This is a genomic window from Weeksella virosa DSM 16922 (assembly GCF_000189415.1).
GTDB lineage: Bacteria > Bacteroidota > Bacteroidia > Flavobacteriales > Weeksellaceae > Weeksella > Weeksella virosa.
Map to the genome: position 1 here is coordinate 601,989 of NC_015144.1, position 21,084 is coordinate 623,072.

Genomic DNA, 21,084 nt, shown 5'->3' on the forward strand with positions numbered 1-21,084 from the left:
CCTTAGCTTTAACCACAAACAAAAATGAAAAATGGATCTTACATTTAACCAGAGAGAAGATTACAATAAATTAGAGTTAAGTAAACTCAAACGCAAGTTAACAGAAGTGTATTTGGGTGGCGGCGAAAAGAGAATAGCATCCCATAAAGCAAAAGGAAAACTAACTGCTCGCGAACGGATCGACTATTTACTAGATCCCAAAAAACCAAGCATAGAAATTGGTGCTTTAGCTGGCGATGGAATGTACGAAGAAGAAGGTGGTTGTCCTTCTGCAGGAGTTGTTGTGAAAATTGGATATGTATCTGGCAAACAATGCATCGTTGTTGCCAATGATGCAACAGTAAAAGCAGGTGCATGGTTTCCGATAACGGGTAAAAAAAACCTTCGTGCACAAGAAATCGCCATGGAAAACAGATTACCCATCATCTATTTGGTCGATAGTGCAGGAGTATATTTACCAATGCAAGACGAAATATTTCCGGACAAAGAACATTTTGGTCGTATTTTCCGTAACAACGCAATCATGTCATCAATGGGGATTACCCAAATCTCTGCCGTTATGGGAAGCTGTGTTGCCGGTGGTGCTTATCTCCCAATAATGAGTGATGAGGCCATGATTGTAGATAAAACCGGCTCTATCTTTTTGGCCGGAAGTTACTTGGTAAAAGCTGCTATCGGAGAAGAAATAGACAATGAAACCTTGGGTGGTGCTACCACACACTGTGAAATTTCTGGAGTTACCGATTACAAAGCCAAAGACGACAAAGATGCTCTTGATCGGATCAAATCGATTATGAGTAAAATAGGTGATTATGAAAAAGCTGGTTTCAACCGAGTAGAAGCTGTAAAACCTGCACTCAACGAAGAAGATATTTACGGTATCTTACCTATATCTCGTGCCGAGCAATACGATATGTACGAAATCATCAAGCGTTTGGTTGATAATTCTGAGTACGATGAATACAAAGGCGATTACGGTAAAACGATAATTTGTGTTTATGCACGTATAGATGGTTGGGCAGTAGGGATTGTAGCTAATCAACGAACCGTCGTAAAATCTAAAAAAGACGGAATGCAGTTTGGTGGTGTAATTTATTCGGATTCTGCCGACAAAGCAACCCGTTTTATTGCCAATTGTAATCAGAAAAAAATCCCATTGGTCTTCTTGCAAGATGTTACTGGCTTCATGGTTGGGTCTAAATCCGAACACGGTGGCATCATCAAAGATGGTGCAAAAATGGTAAATGCAGTTTCCAACTCTGTTGTACCAAAATTTACTATCGTCGTAGGTAACTCCTATGGTGCAGGAAATTATGCCATGTGTGGTAAAGCTTACGACCCTCGTCTCATTGCCGCTTGGCCTTCTGCGCAATTAGCAGTAATGGGTGGTGAACAAGCAGCAAAAGTATTGCTACAAATAAAAGAATCTGCACTAAAAAGTAAAGGGATCGATGTAGACGAAACCAAAAAGAACGAACTTCTTGCAGACATTACCGAAAAGTATAACAAACAAACGAGTCCGTACTATGCAGCTGCTAGAATTTGGACCGATGGTATCATCGATCCTTTGGATACGCGAAAATGGATTTCGATGGGGATAGAAGCAGCCAATCATGCACCGATAGAAAAACCTTTTAATTTAGGTGTAATTCAGACCTAAATAAATAGAGTCGTACACTTATTGATCAATGAGAAACGCCTTCTGTTAGAAGGCGTTTCTCATTGATGGTTGTTTAATTTGTATAATTTATACAATTGTTTTATAGATATAATACAAATCCTTCCCGAAGGACCAATGTTTCACATATTCTTTATTGATGGCAACTTTCTGTGGCCAAATCACTTCATCATTGTATTGCAATGGGTTTTCTTGTAGAGCGAGGAGCTCTTCTTCGTTTCTAAACTTCAATTGGGCTGGACCTGTAAGCCCTGGTTTCACTTGTAGAATGATCCGGTCTTCACCTTGTAATTTATCTGCATACCCCTCTAAATCTGGACGTGGACCAACGAAACTCATCTCACCGATCAGAATATTATACAATTGTGGAATCTCATCTAGTTTTGTTTTTCGCAGTAATCTGCCAAAAGAAGTTATTTGTTTTTGATGGTTTTTGGTTCGGATGGTTCTAATCTTATAGATGGTGAAAAGCTTGGCATGTTGCCCCACTCTTTTTTGGCTAAACAAACCGAATTGCTGTGTATCTATCGTAGCGAGAATAATCAATAAAAAGATTAATCCTACCAACAGAAGTAGTAGGATTAAAGCAAAGGTTTTATCGAAAATGCTTTTCAGCATATAGCATCATTTTGATTTAATGTCGTTTGAAGTTACGAAAGAAACGTTTAATTCTACCGATAAAATTATCCTCGAAAAATTCATCTTCTTCAAAATAGCCATAACCATATGTCATACCGTAACCGTACTCATTCCCGTAGCCATAGCCATAGCCCATTTTCACTTGGAAATCGTTGAGGATAATCCCGATATTATTCAGTTCTCCGTCTTCGTATTTCGACTGGACGGCATTCAAAAAATTGCGCTCAGAGTAATTATATCGCGAAATAAAAAGCGTGGCATCTGCATACTTCAGCAAATCATAAGAGTCGGAAACTAAGCCAATTGGAGGAGTATCGAGAACAACATAATCGTAGCGTTCTTTCAGTTGGTTTATCAGCTCATCCATTTTCGTACTCAGAATCAATTCTGATGGATTTGGCGGAATTGGTCCGGCTGTAATGATATCAAGATTTGGAAGTTTTGTCGGTTGAATGATCTCCTGTAATCTGGCTTCATCAACCAAATAGTTGGTAACCCCGATATGGTTATTGAGCTTGAAATCATCAAAAATCTTCGGTTTGCGTAAATCCAACCCCAACAATACTGCTTTTTTATCTCCTGCTCCCAATACTGATGCCAAGTTCATCGACACAAAAGTTTTCCCTTCGCCTCCGATAAAAGAAGTTACTAGAATTGTTTTATTATTGGGATGCACAGCTGTTTTCTTGTACAAGAATTTCAAGTTCGATCGTACAGCACGGAAACTTTCTGCTATTCCTGATTTTGGTCGATCGATAACAATCAAAGGATTCATCTCACCTAAGTTTCCTATAATTCCGATCAAAGGGATTTTGGTTCGAGAGGTAATATCTTTTATTACTTTTACTTTCGTATCGAACAATTCTCTCAGAACTATATAAAGTAAGGGAGCTGCCAATCCGATTACCAGAGCGATTATGTAGTTTTGTTTACGATCGGGTGCGATAGGACCTTGTGATAAGTTTTGGGCATTGTCTACTATCAAAATATCCGATACATTCGATGCTATTTGCATATCGGCAATGCTGAGCTGCGTCATCAAACTGTTGTACATTTCATCATTGATTGCAAAGCCACGATTCGCTTCTAAGAAAGAGAATTCTTGTTGTGGTAGGAACTGTGCTTGACTTTCGTAATCACTCAACTTGCGTTCGATATCTTTCAGATCCGAGTTCAGTTTTCTACGTTGAGCACTCACTACATTATCGATCGATCTACGCGCTTCGGCTATTTGTTGATTCAGCAACTGTATTTCTTCCGACTGTGGCTGATAGGTCAACAACATTTCTTTTTTACGGTTTTCTAATGATTCGATTTCGGCAACATAATTCATGTAGTATTGTACATCGAGCCCAGCTATATTCAGGGCAATCATATTGTTAACGCTAGAATTTGATTTCGGAATCAAAGAGTTCAGAGCATTGATACGATCTATTTGCATCACTCGCTCACGCTCCAGGGAAGTAACGGCCGAGATTACTTCGCCTTTTTTACTTTCAAAATCATAAATCCTTTCTCTTTTTTGTAAATCGGTAAGGTTTTGGGATGCGCTATCGAGTTTTACTTTTACTTTATCGAGCTGAGATTGCAAATATTCTTTGGTCTTGATTGTAGCCAAGTTCTTTTCGGCCATTTCGTTTTTTATCAAGACTTTAAGAGAAGTATTGATGATATCTACAGCCTCGTTGAGATTTGTGGCCGTTTTACTCACCGAAACTATATTTGCGCCGGTTTGTACAGGTACTATGGAAATATTGCTCGAGGTACGCTGAATTGCTTCGTTGAGCGTTACCAGTTTGAAGGTATAGTTGCTTCCTTCGTAGTAAGGAATTTTGGTTCGAATGATTTTAAATCGGAAATTCTTCCCAGAAATCCATTGTCCATAACGAGCTTCAACCGGTAATTCTATATTGATGTTTTTTGAGTAGAGTGAGTCTTGTTCATAATTATATACTCTTCCTGTACCCGAGGTGCTTGTTTGCTTGAGCCGGAAAGAAAATTCATTGATTGGTTCTACTGCAATTTCTTGATTGATAATTTGGGTATGAACTGTATCTACTACTACATTGAAAGGTGCATCTGTTTTATACGAATCTTTCTTTTTTAGTTTTCCTTCTTCGTAATAATATACATATCCTTCTGTTTCTTTTACAACAAAATCGTTGTGTGTTCTAGACGACATTACATATGACAGGGTTTGTACACGATTATTCGACCCTCCCCAAATGAAGTTAATCGAATTCGATGCACTCATGGTATTCGAGTTGTTGATTCCAGAGCCTATACGAAATGTTGCAGAAGTTTTGTATATATTTTTAAAATACCAGCTATTGAGATAAAAAGCTACCCCCAAAGCAAAACCAACAGAAAGAATAAATAGCGGCCAATGATTGATTATTCGAGGAATAAGTCGCTCGAAATCGAAAGCAAGAGGCGATACTTTATTTACTTTCTGAGAGTTTTGGTCGCTTGAACTATGTTGTTGCATATAGATTAGAGTTTATCAAAAAATAAGTATGCACCCAAAACGGTTGCTAATACACCCATTACAGTTGTAACGACAGATAACGGGTTGAGGCCTACACCCCACACTTTTTCTTTGCGTGGATTAATTACAATAATATCGTTATTCTGAACCCAGAAAAATTCAGAATTCATGATCGATTCTTTCGTCATATCGATATAAACTTGTTGTGTACCGGATGGAGTTGTTCTAATGACACGTACATTTTTCAGATCCGAGTAGATGTTATTCGTTCCTCCTCCTGTACTAGCCAAAGCTTCGAGCATACTAAAATCTCGTTTTCTACTTGTAAAATTCCCATTGACTCCTTCTCCTACTATAGTGTACTCTATCCCTGCCAAATCAACATCGATAAAAGTTCCATCGGGTGTATAGATCTTGTAGAATTCTGTTTTGATCTTTTCTCTTGCTTCTGCCAATGTAAGCCCTTCTACCTGAATCTTCCCGATACGTGGCAGTTCAATTGCACCATCTTCCCGAACATACACTCCTCCTAAAACGTTGTTAGTGTTATTTTGCTGATTGCCTCTTGCAATAAAATCACTCAAAATCCCCATGCTACTTGGTTCTCGGGATGAAACTTTGATAACAATATTATCGAATTTTTGGATATGATACACAGGTCGATTATAGGCAATCATTCCTCGGTTATCGAGTTTTAGTTTTTCGTCGGGTTGTATTAATTGTAAGTCTTTTAGAGATATACAGGATTGCAACGATAAAAGACCACAAAGTATACAAAAGAATAGAAATAATTTATTTTTCATATAGGTTAAGCTTTTGCTGTTTTCGATTCACTAAATGATATATAAGTACAACAAAACTAGTTGATAATATTAAAAATAACAAAAATAGAAAATTGATATCACTTCTACGTAATACGAAAGCAATTATGATAAATATGATATTGATGGATCCCAAAACAAGTCCTGTTGTAACATGATTTAGCCCTAAGAAAATTAGCTGATGATGCAGATGATTCTTATCGGGTTTCATAGGATTTTTGCCTTTACGCAACCGCGCAATGATTACCGAAACGGTATCGACAATCGGGATAACAAAGATATATAAACCAATTACAGGAGCCGAATTTAGTGAATAATTTGGCTGTGAGCTGATAAAGAGGAAACGAATCAATAAAAAGGTAAGGACAAAACCGACAACCATAGAGCCAGTATCTCCCATAAAAATTTTATAACGATTGGATAAATTGTATCGTATAAAACCAAGTAAGGAGGCTAGTAAAGAAACTGCCAAAGTGCCTGCCGAATAATCGAATAAACGGAAAAAAACAACGATAAAAGCAAAGCAAATTATGATACCTATGAAGCTTGCCAAACCATCTAAACCATCGATTAAATTATAAGAATTATTGAGAATTAAGAACACAAATACGGTAAAAATCACACTTAACACATACGGTAATTGATGAATACCAAATAAACCTCCCAAAGTGGTTAATTGTATCCCAGAACCAAAAACTATTAACAATGAACTAATTAGCTGTGCATATATTTTTTTATCGGGTGCCACAACCAACAAATCATCCATCAGACCAATAAAAAACAATATGGTGATTGATGACATAAAGAAAGAATAGTTATAGTTAATTTCTGAAGAAAAAATAGAAAAAGAGATAACCAACGCAAAATAGATAGCCACACCACCTAGCGTAGGTACTTTTTGCGTATGCGAACTTCTTTCGCCGGGCTGATCCATCAATTGTTTACGATGACTTACCCGGATGATTTTCGGTATAGAAATGAGAGTGATTGATAAGGCTACCAAAAATGCACCAATAATGTTGATATAAATTGGCGATAAACTCAGGGTATACAAATAATCTAGAATCTTAAATCCTTCCATACTTTTTGAGTCCATTTAGCGCCCAAAAAAAGGTATAATACGCAGATTTTATCGGGCTTAGTTTTAAATATTTCCTATAAACATCATACTGTTTACGCATCATCTTTAGCTTATCTCGCGAAACAGAGTTTTCTCTAATTCTATAGATGACCAAAGTTTCATTTAGAGCTCTTGCATATTTTATTTTGGTCAAAATCAAAAACCACATTGCATGGTCTTCTCGTAAATCTACCTTTGGTATTTGGATATCGCCTACTTTTCTTCTATCGTACACAGATGCACATAAAAAAATCGGGCAATTATAGAGCAAGCGATTATAGTCAACATAATCCACAGCCACAAAATCGTCTAAAATCGGTTGCAAGTTTTCGTCTACTCTTCTATAATTGGTATAGACCAGAGCTTCTTGATGGTCTTGTAGAAATGTGGTTGTTTTTTCTAGAAAGTTTGGTAACCATAAATCATCACTATCCAAGAAAGATATATAGGTACCTTGTGCATTTCTCAGACCCAAATTTCTTGCTTCTGCAGCGCCAGAATTCTTTGATAATTGAAAAACCTTCACGCGAGGATCTTCAATCGATAAAAGCTTTTGGTACGATTTATCGGTAGAGCAATCATCTACCACCAACCACTCCCATTGTGTATAGGTTTGGTTTTTTATCGAATCATAAACTTCTAGAATATAAGCTTCCGAATTATAAACCGGTGTAATGATTGATACTAACGCCATAATCCATAAATTGATTCGGAACTAAAGATAGTCGAATAATTATTAAAATTTGTTTTGTGTGCTTGTTTTAATTGGAACCAAAAAAATAAGGCTATCGTGTAGCAGAAAAAGGTATTAAACACCAAGTTTTTTTCAAACACACGATCTTTGATATTATACAATATAGAACAAACCACCAAGCCAAGAAAAACCAAATAATAACCTGGTAAGCGAATACCGAAAATACCTTTCCCCAGAAAGAAATACAACATCACTCCCATCAGAAATAAATTCCTGAAAGCGACATAATTTTTATCGTGTTCAACGGCCTTGTTATAAATCATTATAAGGACAACGGTAATTATTTTTACAATATCCCCCACTGCAACCCCTCCTGACTTATATAAATCAGATTCGTATGCCTCAAACTTTTCTTGTCCGATTGGCATAACCTCCATAATTGCATCAATAACAGAAGTTAAACCAGTATAATTGGCTACAATAGTCATTCCTACAAATACTCCAATTAATGGAGTAGAAATTCGCACTCTTACCAACCAATAAGCCAAGAAAAAAACCATACTCGATTGATGAAACTGATAGGCAATCACCAAACAAAGCATGAATTTCCAGAACTTGCGATCCAGCACATAACGAACGCTATATAAACAAATTGCCGTCGCAATTCCTTGTCGGATATGTATATGTTCTTCAAAAAAAAAGTTTGGTACAGTATACATAAATAGCGCCAACATAGGGTAAGCGGAATATCTTTTTAGGGTAGAAAACTTCAGAGAAAGAGAGATAATAACCAACACCAAACTCACAATACCGAAATCAAATCCTAACTTATAGAAAAGTCGATTCATGTAAATATATCCACTTTCCACTCCAATCATTTTGGCAAACATGTGAACTTCCGACAAATACAACAATTCTCCGGATGCATAAAAAGCGTTGTAATACGCCAACCAGTCGGGACTTAAATTATAACCCAAGCCCGCCGTAAGCATCATCACAGCAAGGGTTAATTGGTAGTAGCTTTTATCCAACTGTTGATCTCTCGATACTTCTTGAATAGAGCCGAATGCCAAAAGAAAAATTATGATGTAGTAAATTAAACTCATTAAATTTTCTTCAGTAGATTTAGGTTAAAAAAAGAAAGCTGATAATACAACCATTTCTTCAGAGGCAAACTTACTATATAATTTTTTCCGAAACGCTGTAAATGTTTGATTTTATTGACTTCTAAATGATATTTTTTCAAAAAAATCGCCAATTCATCAATCATTTTTGATTTTAATGCTCGGTCTTTGATGTAAGCCACATACCCCAAGTACGAGTAATATCCCTGAAAAATCTGAAATCTTTCTAAATCTTCCTTATGTTTTGCGTATGGACTTTCGTAGAAATACTTTGTCACTTGCTCAATAGCCCAAAACATGTCAAACCCTTTTTCGGTATGGGTTTTTGTGATAGAATCTTCGCGCTCGAAATACTTATAAAAAGGTTGATTGATTTTGGCTATTGTTGTAGAGTCCAACACTAGTTTTGGGATCAGTTCTATATCTTCAAAATGTTTCCCGAGCGCAAACCGATGTTGATCAAAAAGTTTTCTATCAAAAATCTTATTGCAAGCAAAGCAAGACATTTCACCAAAAAGGGTGAAATCTTCGGCCAACACAATTTTCTCGGCCAATTGCGGCGACTGTTGTAATTCGCGAAACTCCTCTCCTTTTTCATTCACTTTCACCAAATCACAAAATGCAATTTCAGCCTTGTGTTTTTCGGCGAAAGAATACAAGGTTTGCATCATTTCAGCATCGACAAAATCATCCGAATCTACAAAAGCCAAATATTTTCCTGTAGCCTTTTCTATGCCAAAATTTCTTGCATCACTTAATCCTCCATTGGGTTTCTGATAACTTTTCACGCGTTTATCTTTCGCCACAAATTCATCTATAATCGTCTGCGACCGATCGGGCGACCCATCATTTACCACCACAATTTCTATCTCACGCAACGTTTGCGCCACCAAAGAATCCAAACATTTACGTAAATATTTCTCGGTATTATAGACCGGTACAATTACTGATATTTTGGTCGAATACTTCACAGTTTGTTTAATATTTCTTCATATTGATGTATAATAAACTTTTTATCGAATCTACTTTTTATCGAATCTCGTATGCTCGAAGCGTCATGTTTATCTTCTAATATATGAACAATTCTTTCGGCAAACGCTTTTGTATTTTCGATTGCGAGTATTTCTCCATTGCGTTTTGGTTGTATTATTTCATTTATACCACCCAAACAATCATTGCATAGAGCATAGGTACCACAAGCACCCGCTTCGAGTAATACGTTCGGGAAACCTTCGTATCGAGAAGATAAGATAAATAAATCTGCCGCTGCCAAATACGGATACGGATTTTCTACATGACCCAAAAAATGTACATTCTCCAACCCCAATGCTTGTCTTTGATGCTCTAGCTTTTCTTTATCCACACCATCTCCTAAAACATAAAGATGAATAGGTGTATTTTTCAGTTCTGCAAAAACATTCAACAACAAATCAAAACCTTTGCGCGCTGTTAGATTTCCTATAGCGATTACATTTTTATGGTCGGATGAAAAAGGCAATTCTATGGGTTGATTTTGTTTCTGATCCAACAACTCGAAATCAACAGGGTTGTGGATTTTGACTATTTTTTCTTTATCCAACTGAAAGTTTTCTATCAAATCTTGACGCATATCTTCACTTTGGGCAATAATCGCATCAAAACGATGATAAAACTTATAAAAAAACAAGATTTCCTTCCGAACGACATGTTTAGAAACTACATTTGTTTCTCTCGAAACAAACTTCACTTTTGGGAAAAGCGGTATAAAATAGGATAAAAACGCTGAAATCTCACCCCAACCAGAAAACACGATGGATGGCTTTCGTTTGTAAATCTCTTGTAAAATCGGGAAAATTGCAAAGCGAATACGCTTCGTTTTCAGTTCTATGATTTCAACATCTGACTTCAGATCTTTGAGAAAAGGCCCCTCTTTCTGAAAAAGTAATAATACAGACCTGAATTGCTTGCGATCGAGCTCATTACAAATGGTTGTAACGATTTTCTCTGCACCTCCTTGATGAAGGTTGGGAAGAATAAAAAAAACAGTTTTCATGCCGATTCATTTTCATTGATAATCTTTTCTATCCCTGCCACAGCTTTCTCTAGTGTAAAAGGCAATTCGGTTTGTTGTATGTTTTTTTGGTAATCTTTGCTTAGATTGGCATCCGTCAGCAAGGCTTTCATACCGGTATAAATTCCGTTTTCATTGTTTTCTACAATTTTGCCCAATTGCCCATTTTCCAGGATTTCCACCACACCCGAAACATCGGTAGCAACAATTGGTTTTTGCAACACAAAAGCTTCGAAAAGTACGGTAGGATATCCCTCATATCGAGAAGAAAGCACAAAGTAGTCGGCCAATTGAAAGTACGGATACGGATTCGATCGAAATCCTAAAAACTTGAAGGTGTCTTGCAGATTTTTCTCCTTTGCCAAAGTTTGCAGTTTATCTAAATCAACACCATTACCGACAATCATTACGTTATGAAAAATCTTTTCGTCGATCAATTGTTGATGAACTTCTAGAAGTCGATCAAATCCTTTTTGATTAAAAACGGTTCCTACACCCAAAAAAATCGGGTACGAATTCTGAAAAGGATTTTCTACTTTTTCTTTAGAAAGTGCTAAAATTTCTTCGGTATCGATAGGATTGTATATTCGTACAATTTTCTTTTTTTGTTCTTCATTGTGAGCAAAACCTTGCATCCATTGTTGGATTTTGTCCGAAATAACCATTATTCGATCAAACTCAAAAAATCGTTGAATTTTCTCTTCTGTATATTCTGGGAAATTACTGAGGTCATTATGAATCCAAAGAATTTTCTTAGACGATTGGTTAGGCGAATTCAAAATCCATTCGGCAGCCCCCTGAATAGCAGCTATTTCTACATCGTATTGCTTATTACGAAGCTTGGTTTTATAAAGTAATTTCAGGTTTCGATTATAAAAAGCCTGATACAAAACACGATAAGCCTTGATCGGAATCTCGTACCAACGGTTGGTTTCGATGATTTCTCCTTTGTTTAACCAAATAAGGTTGACCCATGAAGGTACAAAATCCAAGTATTTGCCAAAGCGAATATTGATCAGTAAATCGACCTCATATTTTTCTGGCGACAATTGATTGAGTAAACTCACCACCATTTTTTCGGCACCGCCATGCCGCAACGATCCGATGCGAATGAGAATTTTCTTTTTCAATGTTTAGGTTTAGGTTTGCGCAAAAGTAACTATTTTTACGCATTCTGTAAAAAGTTTAACCAAATAAACTGTGAAAAGTGATCAAATTGCTCGTTGAGAGGTTTACTAAATTCCTAAGTTTATTTCTCAATCAATAAATAACAACTTTCTAGAAGTTCACAACAAATGAATCCTTATTCGAAAAAACGAAAATGGGGCTCGGTGGCTAAACTCAACATTACGGCGTCACCTTTGGTGTCAACAAATATACAATTCATTAATTTCAACCAGCTCTTTAAGTTATTGAAATATGACAAAATGGTTACTACTATTAAAACATCATTAACCCTAATTAGAATCATACATTACAATTGGTTCAATAATTTCTTTTATATCAAATCAAATATGTATATCAGACAATTAACTAAATAAAGATATTTCCCAAGTGAATATTTGAAACATCAATCTACTATTTTTATATTGAAAATAGACATAAGTGTTCTTATCTCCTTTTATACTATGATGTGTTTAAAAATTTTCTTTTTCAATGTTTAGGTTTAGGTTTCGATAAAAGTAACTATTTTTATGCACTCTATAAAAAGATTAACCAAATAAACAATGAAGACCGAACTTAACCTCATATTAAACAAAACACCTTTTAAAACTATATCATTACTACTTTTATGCTGGCTTGTAATGGTATTGGTAAATTACTATATCAACACACATATTTTTTATATTGGTACTAGAATTACCTTCCCGATGAGTGTAGTCTACTTCTCTCCTCTTTACCTAAAAGGGATTTTTTTTGCAGTTTGTTTTCTTGTTTTTAGTAGTATAGTTACGTATTATCATTCGACCATTAGTAAAAAAAATATTATCCTTGCTTATTTTATTATGATTATCTTAGGTAATCTTGCTCAAGGTTCTATGCATCAGTCTTTTTTACGCTCTATCGTTGATACTGATTTCCAATACTATCATGATGCCATACTCATAGACAACGGAAAAGTTTTTTTAAGTCAGTTTAACGAAATTCAGCAAGACTTAAAAATGCATTCCAAAACCCACCCTCCCTTTACTGTTTGGATTCATTATTTCTTTCTCAAACTAACCAACAACTCGCCAATTGGTCTAGCTTACGGACTGTCTGCTTTAGGGCTTATAAGTGTATTCCCTTTATTGAAAATCCTTAAGCTATTCAATTTTAGTGATGCTAAAAGAAATCTTTTTGTTATACTTTTTGCTGCAATTCCATCTATCAACATTTATTCTATAGTATCAATTGATGCCATTTACCTTACTTTTTCTTTATATTTTCTTTATGGTTTACTCTACTCTATAAAAACTCAAAAAATTTCGTTTATAAGTATTTTTTATATGTTTTTAGGGTTTACCTTTTCTAATATGATTTCTTTTGGAGGAACTTTTCTTGTTTGTGTAAGTGTTATCGCAAGTATCTACCAATGGAGGAAAAAAAAAGAAATAGCAACTCTAACGAATTCTATCATAGTTGGACTACTGTTTGGTATTATGATGATTCTTTTCTATACACTTCTAAATTACAACCATATAGAAGGTTTTTTTACAGCATCGAGATTAGAAAACCCTAGAGGTTTTAGAGGTTTTGATGAGCCAAGAATATACTTTTTTACTCGGATTGAGAATATCTCTGAAATTATTTTGTTTCTTTCTTTAGGTTTTTTTGCATTCCTATTACAACCTAGCAAGCTTTACTTGAAAAAAACAGATGTAAATTATTATTTACCATTGATTGCCCTCTTTTCTCTAGTATTAATGTATGTAGCTGGAGCATATTGTACAGGTGAAACAGCAAGGGCATGTATTTTTATTTATCCTTACTTATTATTATTTCTTTTCAACGTTCGGGATTATAACATCTTAAAAACTATAACCTATTTAGCTATATTTCAAACATTCGGGATGCAAATGCTTGGCGACTACTTATGGTAAAAGAAAAATTATTCGAAAAAACGAAAATGCGGTTCGGTGGCCAAACTCAACATGGCTGCATCGCCTTTGGTATCACCAAAAGCCAAAATCTCATCATAAAGTGATAAATCAATTTCCTTTTCTATTCGGATTTTTTTCTGTTGATAATTACAGTTTTCTGAGGCAAATTTACCTGTAAACACATCACGTTCATCATACTCGGCTTGTGTACAAATTAAGCCACAACCAAAATAATCGGCAAAAGGTTGTAACCAAATATCGACCGATGCAGAAACGATAAATTTATCGTGATAATTATTGATAGCTTCTACATACTTTTTTGCCTTGTCACGCAAAATAACATCTTTTTTTGCCCGAAAATAGGCTTGTGCCAATTGCTCTAACTCTTTTCGACTTTTACCTTGTAAAAAATCGGCTATAAAAGCTTCTTTAGCTTGGGCAGCATCGGTAATTTTCAGCTTTGTAAGAACAAAAGAAATGAAATGCTTCCTGAAAATTCGGTTGTACTCGCTAGGAAAACTGAATTTAAGAAAATCGAAAAGAGAGTCAACATTGGTCAACGTACCATCAAAATCGAATAAATAAAGTTTTCTTCTCATCGTTTACATTTTCATTCGCTTGAACACAAATTCTGGGATCAATTTTATAATCAACATAATATATCTCCAAACAAAACTTACATAAACTGTATTTTTCTTTTTCTTATAAGCTCGATAAATACTGTTCGCTGCTTGCTGTGGCGATGAAGTCAATGGTTTTGGTGTCTCTATGTTTGCCGTCATTTGCGTATCCATAAAACCCGGAATCACCGTCAGTACATGCACTTTTTTATCAAACAAATAATTGCGCAAGCCTGCTAAATACGTCGTGAAACCTGCTTTGGCGCTCCCATACATGAAGTTACTTTGTCGACCTCTTTCACCGGCAACCGAAGAAAGAGCGATAATCGTACCTTGTTCTTTTTCAGCCATTTGTTGAGCAAAATGATTAAGCAAGACAACCAGATTTGCATAATTGATTGCTATGATGTTATTCGAGTTCTGATCATCAAACAACCCTTCATCCGAATTCTTACCCAAGAAACCTGATGCACAAAAAACCAAGTCAGAGGAAATATCTTTTACAAAGGAAAAATCACTTCCTTGCCGTAAATCTATCGTATGTACCTGACAACTTTGTTTGTATTTCACCTCGATATGTTGGGCAAACTTTTCGGTTAGTTTGGGATTGGAAGTCAATAAATAAAGCATCGGAAATCGTTCTCCTTCTGTCAATATTTTTTCGACAAACGCTCTTGCCACATCCGAATTTGGACCAATTACGACCATGATTTATTTGTTTTTAAAAAAATGAATTCGTTGATTTTGAAGAGAATCGAATTTGCTCGACTCCGTATTTTGCAAATAATCTGTCAGGACAATATCAGACATTGCGTCTTTGGTTCGGTAAATTCTACCGTCATACTGTTTTACCAAAGCATCTAATCGTTTCACCAATTGTGGCAAATTTTTGTTCAACTTAAAATCCAATGCGAGTGTATATCCCGGAAACGGAAACGAGTTATAAGCTTGTGGATTATTGAGTCCGAAAAGCTTCAGTACAACTAAAAAAGAACCATTCCCGCTTTGGGCTATCGTTTCTAGAATTTTGCGCATACCTTCTTTCCCATTTTCTTTTGGGATAACAAATTGATATTGTATAAACCCTTTCTTCCCGTAAATTCTATTCCAATGAAAAACAGCATCCAACGGATAAAAAAACGAATCAATATCAATGATTTGTCCACTTTTTTTCTTGAGTTGTTTATGATAATACAGAAAATTGAAAATTTTTATCGACCATGGATTCAGGACAAACGACGGGAAGTTGAATGGTATGTTAAGATGAAATTTCTTTTTCACGGTTAAAGGTTGTTCATACAGTTTTCCTGATAATTGTTTACGCACTGCATGTTCTCCTCTAAGCAACAATCCTTTGCCTAAATTTTTACCTTTTTGTAGACAATCTATCCATGCAACAGTATACGTCCAGCTTTCTGACTCGTCTATCAGTTGATACATTTCGTCTAGGTTCTGAGCCTGAATCGCTTCTTGTTGTATATAGGCTGTCTCTATTTTTTTGAGTTGAAACCGAGCAGACAGAATAATTCCTGTAAGGCCCATACCACCGATTGTTGCCCAGAAATAAGCTGCATTTTCTTCTCTCGAACAGCGAAGTACTTCACCATTTTCGATCATCAAATCAAAATATAGAACATGCTCTGAAAAGCATCCATCTACATGATGATTTTTACCATGAACATCCGAAGCTATGGCTCCTCCTACCGTAATAAACTTTGTGCCCGGCGTTACGGCTATGAAAAAACCTTCTGGGATAATCACTTCGATTATTTCGGATAAGAGTACACCCGATTCGCATTCGATAATGCCATTATCTCGATCAAAATCGATAAAATAATTTAATCTTTTGGTCGAAAGCAAAGTATCTTGCAAAGAAGCATCTCCGTAACAGCGTCCATTTCCACGAGCGATGATGGTCGGTTCTTGCGCGAGTACTTCTTGTATTTCTTCTATGGTTTGTGGAGTATATTCTTTGGCAATAATTTCGGGATAATTTCCCCAATTACTTACAGGTTTTTTGGTGGGATGTATCATTTTATTTCAGATAAATTAAAAACGTAAAGGCCAACCCCCAAAGCAAAAGAATCACTTGCAAGAAGCGGTCTTTGTACACCATTTTGGTTGGCGATTCGGTTGCATTGAAAACCATTGTTTGTTGCAAATATCGCAAAACTCCTAGAATGACAAAGATAAACGTATGAAAAACATAATGATGAAATCTGCTCTGTACTTCGTCTGACAAGACAAACATAATGTAGAAAACAATAGTAATCCCGCAGACCATCCCTAGTGTAACATTGAGAAATTCTATACTGTATCCTTCTAATGATTTTCTGGTTTTTCCGGTGAGATTTGTATTCATCAATTCGCCGCGTCTTTTCCCCAATGCCATGATTAGTGCAAGAGAAAAAGTAAGAATCACTGTCCAATCAGATACGGGTAAATCGGTTATATAGCCTCCTACCAAAACTCGCAGCAGAAAACCAAAGGCAATTATCATTACATCGAGCAGTGGTATATGTTTCCAACCCATCGAATAGCCGATATTCATAAAAAAATAAACAGACAACAAAAAAAATACCTTCCAATTGCCCATCACCGTTATCATTGCGACTGAAGAGAAGAGCAAAAAAAACAATAAAATGATAGCTGCTTTTTTGCTTAAAGCACCGCTTGCCAAGGGGCGTTTTTTCTTTTCGGGATGCAAGCGATCTGCTTCAATATCCATGTAATCATTGAGAATATACACACTACTCGCCACCAAACTAAAAGCAATAAACCCAATAATAGATTTACCCAAGAGTTCGACATCGAGTATTTTTGCAGCAAAGAATATAGGGAGGAATACAAATAAATTCTTCACCCATTGATGCACACGCATCAATTGTAGAATAGCTGATAGTTGAGTATTGGTTGACAATTCTTTATAGGTTTTAAGTGTTTACATTAGCTCCTAAATTTCGGTATTGCTGTTTGAAATGTTCTGTCCATTTTTTCCATTGTGCAAACTGAGCATCAGGGTGACTTTCTTTTTCTAACAATTGTTGTATTTGATGATCTGAAAAGTCTTTCGGGAAGTTTTCCATTGCATCCAACTCATTGTTCAACCACGCTTCATTCAAAATAAAATTCACTCGGTTAATATCCAAATCAATTCCATAATCATGATAAACTCCCGAAGCCGTCGATCGAAAAGTTGTTTGCATTACCTCTGTTTTGGTCCTACACAAAAGGTTCTTATTTTTTTTGTGCAGATGATAATAGACGGCCGCATTGCGCAACTGTATTTTTTCATTCAACTGATTCACAGAATCTTTCCAAATATACAACCAATAATCTTTATGATACAATCCCATCAAAATAGAATTCAATGCCCAATATTTTCGTTTCGTATCATTATCCACCAAGCCCAAACGAAACAAAAGGGAGAAAAACTTGAAACGGTTGAACATATAAATGTCCATCAAAAATTCGGGAGCTGTAAAAAGTTTTTTAGGTATTGTTCGGTCTAAGTTTTCAGACAAAGGAGAAATGGCTAAATTTTCGTCATCCCTTTCATTGCCAAGCCAACCCAATTTCACCAAGCCTATTTTTTCTTTTTGCATTTCGGTGACCAAAACAGATAAATCTACTTTCTGAGTAAACCAAACATCGTCTTCGGTCACCAACACATACGATTGGGTTCGCTGCACAGCGTCTACCCACAAATCGGTCGGAATGGTAAATCCGTTGAGTTTATCCGTATCAAAGCGGTGATTTTCGATGGATTCTGATTTCTGTCTGTATTGTTTGGATAATCGAATTTCTATACGTGGATACTTTTGTCTGATTCGATCGAGATATTTCGCAGGCGTCCCATCATCGAGAACAGTGATAGAATCGTAGCCGCTAACATATTTTTCTATCGACTGTAAACAACGATCGAGATAATGCGGCCGATTGAAAGATTTGATGAGGACCTCCATATTACCAGCCTATTTTTCGTTGAAGTTTTTTGAACAATGAATTTTCTCTTTTCGATAAGATTTGATACACCTCATCATTCGACAAATCCTGCAACAATTTCCCATCTAATTCTTCTACTCCTCTTCTTTCTAAAGTATTTCTTATCACTTTCTTGAAATCATCTTTTGCCGAATCTTTATTCTTTTGCTGAGAAACTCCTTTTTCATGCAATCGATAGAGGTACAAAGGTTTTGGTAAAAAATAGAACGGACCAACTTCATACAACTTCAAATACAAATCCTGGTCTACTGCAGATTTCAAAGTAATATCAATATTCTCTATTTGCTGAAATGCTTCTTTTCTGAGTGTAAAGAAATGTGCAATTGAAGTGTTGATATTCACAAACAATTGATCATTGGCGGGAATCTTAGAAGTTCGTTCGAAAAGTCGAAGCGGCTGTAAATCATCATCACACAACAACATCTGAGAATAAACCGCAACAATTGAGGGGTTGTTCTCGTAACTGTTTTTCATTTCTTCTAACGCTGTTTTTTCCAATGCATCATCCGGATCTACAAACCCAAAAATATCTCCCGTTGCCAAAGATAACAACCGATTTTTGGTAAATCCGACCCCTTTATTTTCTTGATTCTGATACAATTGAATACCCGGATTTTGTGCAGCCAACTCTTGTAACTTTTGATACGAATCATCTTGCGAACAATCATCGACGATGATAATTTCAAAATCTTTATACGTCTGATCTAGAAGCGATTGATAACATTGTTGAAAATACTCCCAATTCTGATAATGGGCTATAAGGATAGAAAATTTCATAACTTAATCAGCAATTTCTTTATACTCATCATATAATTTATTGACTAAATCAATATCAATATTTTCTTTCATTTCGAAAATATATAATGAGTTTGCTTTTTCTTTAATTTCTAAAAATTGTTCAATTATCTGATATTCTTTTCTAAAAGAATAATCGTGTACAGCAATTATAATTTTCTTATTATTTATTTGAGAAATTATGGTTTGCAATACACACGCCACCCTAAAACGACCATCTACCAATACGAAATCATATAGATTATCTGGATATTTTTCATATACTTCTTTAGAAAACCGCTCGAATGTATGTTTTTTTTCATTGCTAACTGGGTACCCCCAAAACTTGGTCTCACCAATATTTACAAATAAAATCTCTAAACGTGATGGAATATTTTTTCTTATTATTTTATATTTCATCATACTGGCAATCCAAGATTCATTGGTATCAACAGAAATAATTTTAGCTTTAGAATTTAATAAAGCGAAAATAGTGCTTCCCCCTAAACCGAATTCAAGATAATTTTGTGTATTTTTTATATACTTTTTCAGCAACTCCTTCTCATCTTCATGCATAATAAAAGGGTACTGATTAGGAATATCCCTACGTTGATTGATATAAGTAAGAATAGAATCTTTTAGTTTTTTAGTAGAGCTTTTTATCATTTTTTTTTCAAAGATAATAAACCTTAACTATTCTCATTAATTTTATTGGTAATCTTCCAATACTAAACACTATTAATTACGGGAGCTGCTGGTTGTATCGGTTTTATGTGTACTGCAAAAGTTGTTTGTTTATCTGTGGAGTTGATGGCTACAAACATTCTTTACCAAAGTTTGTATTGACCATCTGATCAAAAACAAGAAAAAAGTGTTAAAAATTTCGTAAATTGGTACACAGAATAGTATAACAAATAAAACTTATGCAGCAACCTCTAGTGAGTATCAACATTCCGATTTATAAATGCGAAGCGTATATCCAACGCTGCATGGAGTCGGTGAAAGCACAAACTTACCCGAACATCGAAACAATTTTCGTTAACGATGCTACACCCGACAATAGTGTGGCTTTGATCGAAGAGTTTATGCAAAACAATCCACAACTGTCGATGCGGTTGGTGCATTTAGAAAAAAATCAAGGTTTATCGGTTGTACGCAATCGCGGAATTGACGAATCTTCTGGGAAATATATTTATATGTTGGATAGTGATGATTATATCACCCCCGATTGCATCGAAAAATTGGTTATTAACTCAGAAAAATACAATGTAGAAATTTCGGTAGCCGAAACCGTTTGCGAATACGAAGATACAGGTGAACGTGCTTATCTTTTTCGTATCAACAGCATCAATTCTATCGTGATGGAAAACGAAAGAATCTTCAAACGATTTGTTTACGGCGATTGGCCAATCATTGCACCGAATAAATTATATCTAAAAAGTTTCATCACAAAGAACAATTTACGTTTTGTACCCAACCTCTATTCACAAGATGAGCTTTGGGCATTTCATTGTGCAGAAAAATTGCATTCTATCAGTTTTATACACGATACTACCTATATCTATTATTTGCATAGCAAATCGACAATTGCCAATAAAAAGAAAGTTAATTTCGAGAATCATCAAACCATTTTAGAGTGGTTTACCAAATCCTATCATCAGACCAAGAATGCAGATCGCAAAAAGTGGATTCGCAAGAAAATTGTGAATTTCAAAGATTTAACGATGATCATGCAGTACAAATTCATGCGCGATGATGTGTCGTATTGGAAACAAAACTACCGCAGAATGAAAAAAGCACCGAGCCTGAAACTGTCGGATTATCTAACGAATGATTTCACCAAAAAAGAAAAGAAAGCAAATATCTTGTACAATCTTCCTGCCGAAATTGGCTATCGACTATTCAAGAAAAGATACGAGTGATAACAAGCTGAGGCTTGTTTTTGGTTGGTGAATTTTTATTAGTAGGTATAACTTGTGATTTGAGCG

Annotated in this window: 19 protein-coding genes; 3 read left to right on the forward strand and 16 right to left on the reverse strand. The window is 35.5% G+C overall.

The annotated features are described in order from the left end of the window. The first annotated feature begins 31 nt into the window (after positions 1-31). On the forward strand, positions 32-1,660 hold the full coding sequence (locus WEEVI_RS02990; RefSeq protein WP_013597703.1) for an acyl-CoA carboxylase subunit beta: 1,629 nt from the start codon (positions 32-34) through the stop codon (positions 1,658-1,660). An 87-nt stretch (positions 1,661-1,747) separates the two neighbouring features. On the opposite strand, the gene WEEVI_RS02995 is transcribed toward WEEVI_RS02990, so the two are convergent. From WEEVI_RS02995 to WEEVI_RS03035, 9 genes are read right to left on the reverse strand one after another with little or no spacing between them, the layout of a single operon-like run. Then, positions 1,748-2,296, reverse strand: a complete 549-nt coding sequence (locus WEEVI_RS02995; protein WP_013597704.1) for a sugar transferase — start codon at positions 2,294-2,296, stop codon at positions 1,748-1,750. 16 nt (positions 2,297-2,312) lie between these two features. Then, the gene (locus WEEVI_RS03000; RefSeq protein ID WP_013597705.1) at positions 2,313-4,805 is read right to left on the reverse strand and encodes an exopolysaccharide transport family protein; all 2,493 of its coding nucleotides are present in this window, start codon (positions 4,803-4,805) and stop codon (positions 2,313-2,315) included. A 5-nt stretch (positions 4,806-4,810) separates the two neighbouring features. Continuing rightward, a complete protein-coding gene (locus tag WEEVI_RS03005; protein ID WP_013597706.1) occupies positions 4,811-5,608 on the reverse strand; it encodes a polysaccharide biosynthesis/export family protein in 798 nt (265 codons plus the stop codon). Next, a complete protein-coding gene (locus tag WEEVI_RS03010) occupies positions 5,598-6,707 on the reverse strand; it encodes a glycosyltransferase family 4 protein (RefSeq protein ID WP_013597707.1) in 1,110 nt (369 codons plus the stop codon). Before WEEVI_RS03010 ends, WEEVI_RS03005 begins: the two co-directional genes overlap by 11 nt. Next, positions 6,694-7,440 carry a glycosyltransferase family 2 protein gene (locus WEEVI_RS03015; RefSeq protein WP_013597708.1) on the reverse strand — a complete coding sequence of 249 codons (747 nt, stop codon included), beginning with the start codon at positions 7,438-7,440 and terminating at the stop codon, positions 6,694-6,696. The genes WEEVI_RS03010 and WEEVI_RS03015 overlap by 14 nt, the downstream gene beginning before the upstream one ends. Then, entirely contained in the window at positions 7,431-8,546 is a 1,116-nt protein-coding gene (locus WEEVI_RS03020; RefSeq protein ID WP_013597709.1) for an EpsG family protein, read from the reverse strand. The genes WEEVI_RS03015 and WEEVI_RS03020 overlap by 10 nt, the downstream gene beginning before the upstream one ends. Then, a complete protein-coding gene (locus WEEVI_RS03025) occupies positions 8,546-9,535 on the reverse strand; it encodes a glycosyltransferase family 2 protein (protein ID WP_013597710.1) in 990 nt (329 codons plus the stop codon). Before WEEVI_RS03025 ends, WEEVI_RS03020 begins: the two co-directional genes overlap by 1 nt. Then, positions 9,532-10,596, reverse strand: coding sequence for a glycosyltransferase (locus tag WEEVI_RS03030; RefSeq protein WP_013597711.1), 1,065 nt, complete (start codon positions 10,594-10,596; stop codon positions 9,532-9,534). The genes WEEVI_RS03025 and WEEVI_RS03030 overlap by 4 nt, the downstream gene beginning before the upstream one ends. Further along, complete coding sequence (locus WEEVI_RS03035; protein WP_013597712.1) at positions 10,593-11,744, reverse strand: glycosyltransferase; 1,152 nt, start codon at positions 11,742-11,744, stop codon at positions 10,593-10,595. Before WEEVI_RS03035 ends, WEEVI_RS03030 begins: the two co-directional genes overlap by 4 nt. 741 nt (positions 11,745-12,485) lie before the next feature. On the opposite strand from WEEVI_RS03035, the gene WEEVI_RS03040 reads away from it, so the two are divergent. Next, entirely contained in the window at positions 12,486-13,697 is a 1,212-nt protein-coding gene (locus WEEVI_RS03040; protein WP_041942245.1) for a hypothetical protein, read from the forward strand. Positions 13,698-13,705: 8 nt separating this feature from the next. Here the strand turns inward: WEEVI_RS03040 and WEEVI_RS03045 are convergent, their stop codons facing one another. Genes WEEVI_RS03045 through WEEVI_RS03075 form a run of 7 tightly spaced genes read right to left on the reverse strand, consistent with a single transcriptional unit; the run spans position 13,706 to position 19,762 of the window. Next, positions 13,706-14,296, reverse strand: a complete 591-nt coding sequence (locus WEEVI_RS03045; protein WP_013597715.1) for an HAD-IB family hydrolase — start codon at positions 14,294-14,296, stop codon at positions 13,706-13,708. A 3-nt stretch (positions 14,297-14,299) separates the two neighbouring features. Beyond that, on the reverse strand, positions 14,300-15,025 hold the full coding sequence (locus WEEVI_RS03050; protein ID WP_013597716.1) for an SDR family NAD(P)-dependent oxidoreductase: 726 nt from the start codon (positions 15,023-15,025) through the stop codon (positions 14,300-14,302). 3 nt (positions 15,026-15,028) lie between these two features. Continuing rightward, entirely contained in the window at positions 15,029-16,351 is a 1,323-nt protein-coding gene (locus tag WEEVI_RS03055; RefSeq protein WP_013597717.1) for an FAD-binding oxidoreductase, read from the reverse strand. A gap of 1 nt (position 16,352) precedes the next feature. Beyond that, positions 16,353-17,237 (reverse strand): decaprenyl-phosphate phosphoribosyltransferase, encoded by an 885-nt coding sequence (locus WEEVI_RS03060; RefSeq protein WP_013597718.1) that lies wholly within the window; start codon positions 17,235-17,237, stop codon positions 16,353-16,355. A 13-nt stretch (positions 17,238-17,250) separates the two neighbouring features. Then, complete coding sequence (locus WEEVI_RS03065) at positions 17,251-18,282, reverse strand: glycosyltransferase family 2 protein (RefSeq protein ID WP_013597719.1); 1,032 nt, start codon at positions 18,280-18,282, stop codon at positions 17,251-17,253. A gap of 1 nt (position 18,283) precedes the next feature. Next, on the reverse strand, positions 18,284-19,099 hold the full coding sequence (locus WEEVI_RS03070; protein WP_013597720.1) for a glycosyltransferase family 2 protein: 816 nt from the start codon (positions 19,097-19,099) through the stop codon (positions 18,284-18,286). A 3-nt stretch (positions 19,100-19,102) separates the two neighbouring features. Beyond that, positions 19,103-19,762 (reverse strand): hypothetical protein, encoded by a 660-nt coding sequence (locus tag WEEVI_RS03075; protein ID WP_013597721.1) that lies wholly within the window; start codon positions 19,760-19,762, stop codon positions 19,103-19,105. 257 nt (positions 19,763-20,019) lie between these two features. Here WEEVI_RS03075 and WEEVI_RS03080 point away from each other — a divergent pair, with 257 nt between their 5' ends. Next, entirely contained in the window at positions 20,020-21,018 is a 999-nt protein-coding gene (locus WEEVI_RS03080) for a glycosyltransferase family 2 protein (protein ID WP_013597722.1), read from the forward strand. Positions 21,019-21,084: the final 66 nt, after the last annotated feature.

Coding starts and splice junctions, on each gene's coding strand:
- WEEVI_RS03070 (WP_013597720.1), bottom strand. CDS start 19,099: ATGAAATTTTCTATCCTTATAGCCCATTATCAGAATTGGGAGTATTTT.
- WEEVI_RS03080 (WP_013597722.1), top strand. CDS start 20,020: ATGCAGCAACCTCTAGTGAGTATCAACATTCCGATTTATAAATGCGAA.
- WEEVI_RS03030 (WP_013597711.1), bottom strand. CDS start 10,596: ATGAAAACTGTTTTTTTTATTCTTCCCAACCTTCATCAAGGAGGTGCA.
- WEEVI_RS03020 (WP_013597709.1), bottom strand. CDS start 8,546: ATGAGTTTAATTTACTACATCATAATTTTTCTTTTGGCATTCGGCTCT.
- WEEVI_RS02990 (WP_013597703.1), top strand. CDS start 32: ATGGATCTTACATTTAACCAGAGAGAAGATTACAATAAATTAGAGTTA.
- WEEVI_RS03075 (WP_013597721.1), bottom strand. CDS start 19,762: ATGATAAAAAGCTCTACTAAAAAACTAAAAGATTCTATTCTTACTTAT.
- WEEVI_RS02995 (WP_013597704.1), bottom strand. CDS start 2,296: ATGCTGAAAAGCATTTTCGATAAAACCTTTGCTTTAATCCTACTACTT.
- WEEVI_RS03010 (WP_013597707.1), bottom strand. CDS start 6,707: ATGGAAGGATTTAAGATTCTAGATTATTTGTATACCCTGAGTTTATCG.
- WEEVI_RS03005 (WP_013597706.1), bottom strand. CDS start 5,608: ATGAAAAATAAATTATTTCTATTCTTTTGTATACTTTGTGGTCTTTTA.
- WEEVI_RS03065 (WP_013597719.1), bottom strand. CDS start 18,282: ATGGAGGTCCTCATCAAATCTTTCAATCGGCCGCATTATCTCGATCGT.
- WEEVI_RS03050 (WP_013597716.1), bottom strand. CDS start 15,025: ATGGTCGTAATTGGTCCAAATTCGGATGTGGCAAGAGCGTTTGTCGAA.
- WEEVI_RS03055 (WP_013597717.1), bottom strand. CDS start 16,351: ATGATACATCCCACCAAAAAACCTGTAAGTAATTGGGGAAATTATCCC.
- WEEVI_RS03015 (WP_013597708.1), bottom strand. CDS start 7,440: ATGGCGTTAGTATCAATCATTACACCGGTTTATAATTCGGAAGCTTAT.
- WEEVI_RS03045 (WP_013597715.1), bottom strand. CDS start 14,296: ATGAGAAGAAAACTTTATTTATTCGATTTTGATGGTACGTTGACCAAT.
- WEEVI_RS03040 (WP_041942245.1), top strand. CDS start 12,486: ATGAGTGTAGTCTACTTCTCTCCTCTTTACCTAAAAGGGATTTTTTTT.
- WEEVI_RS03000 (WP_013597705.1), bottom strand. CDS start 4,805: ATGCAACAACATAGTTCAAGCGACCAAAACTCTCAGAAAGTAAATAAA.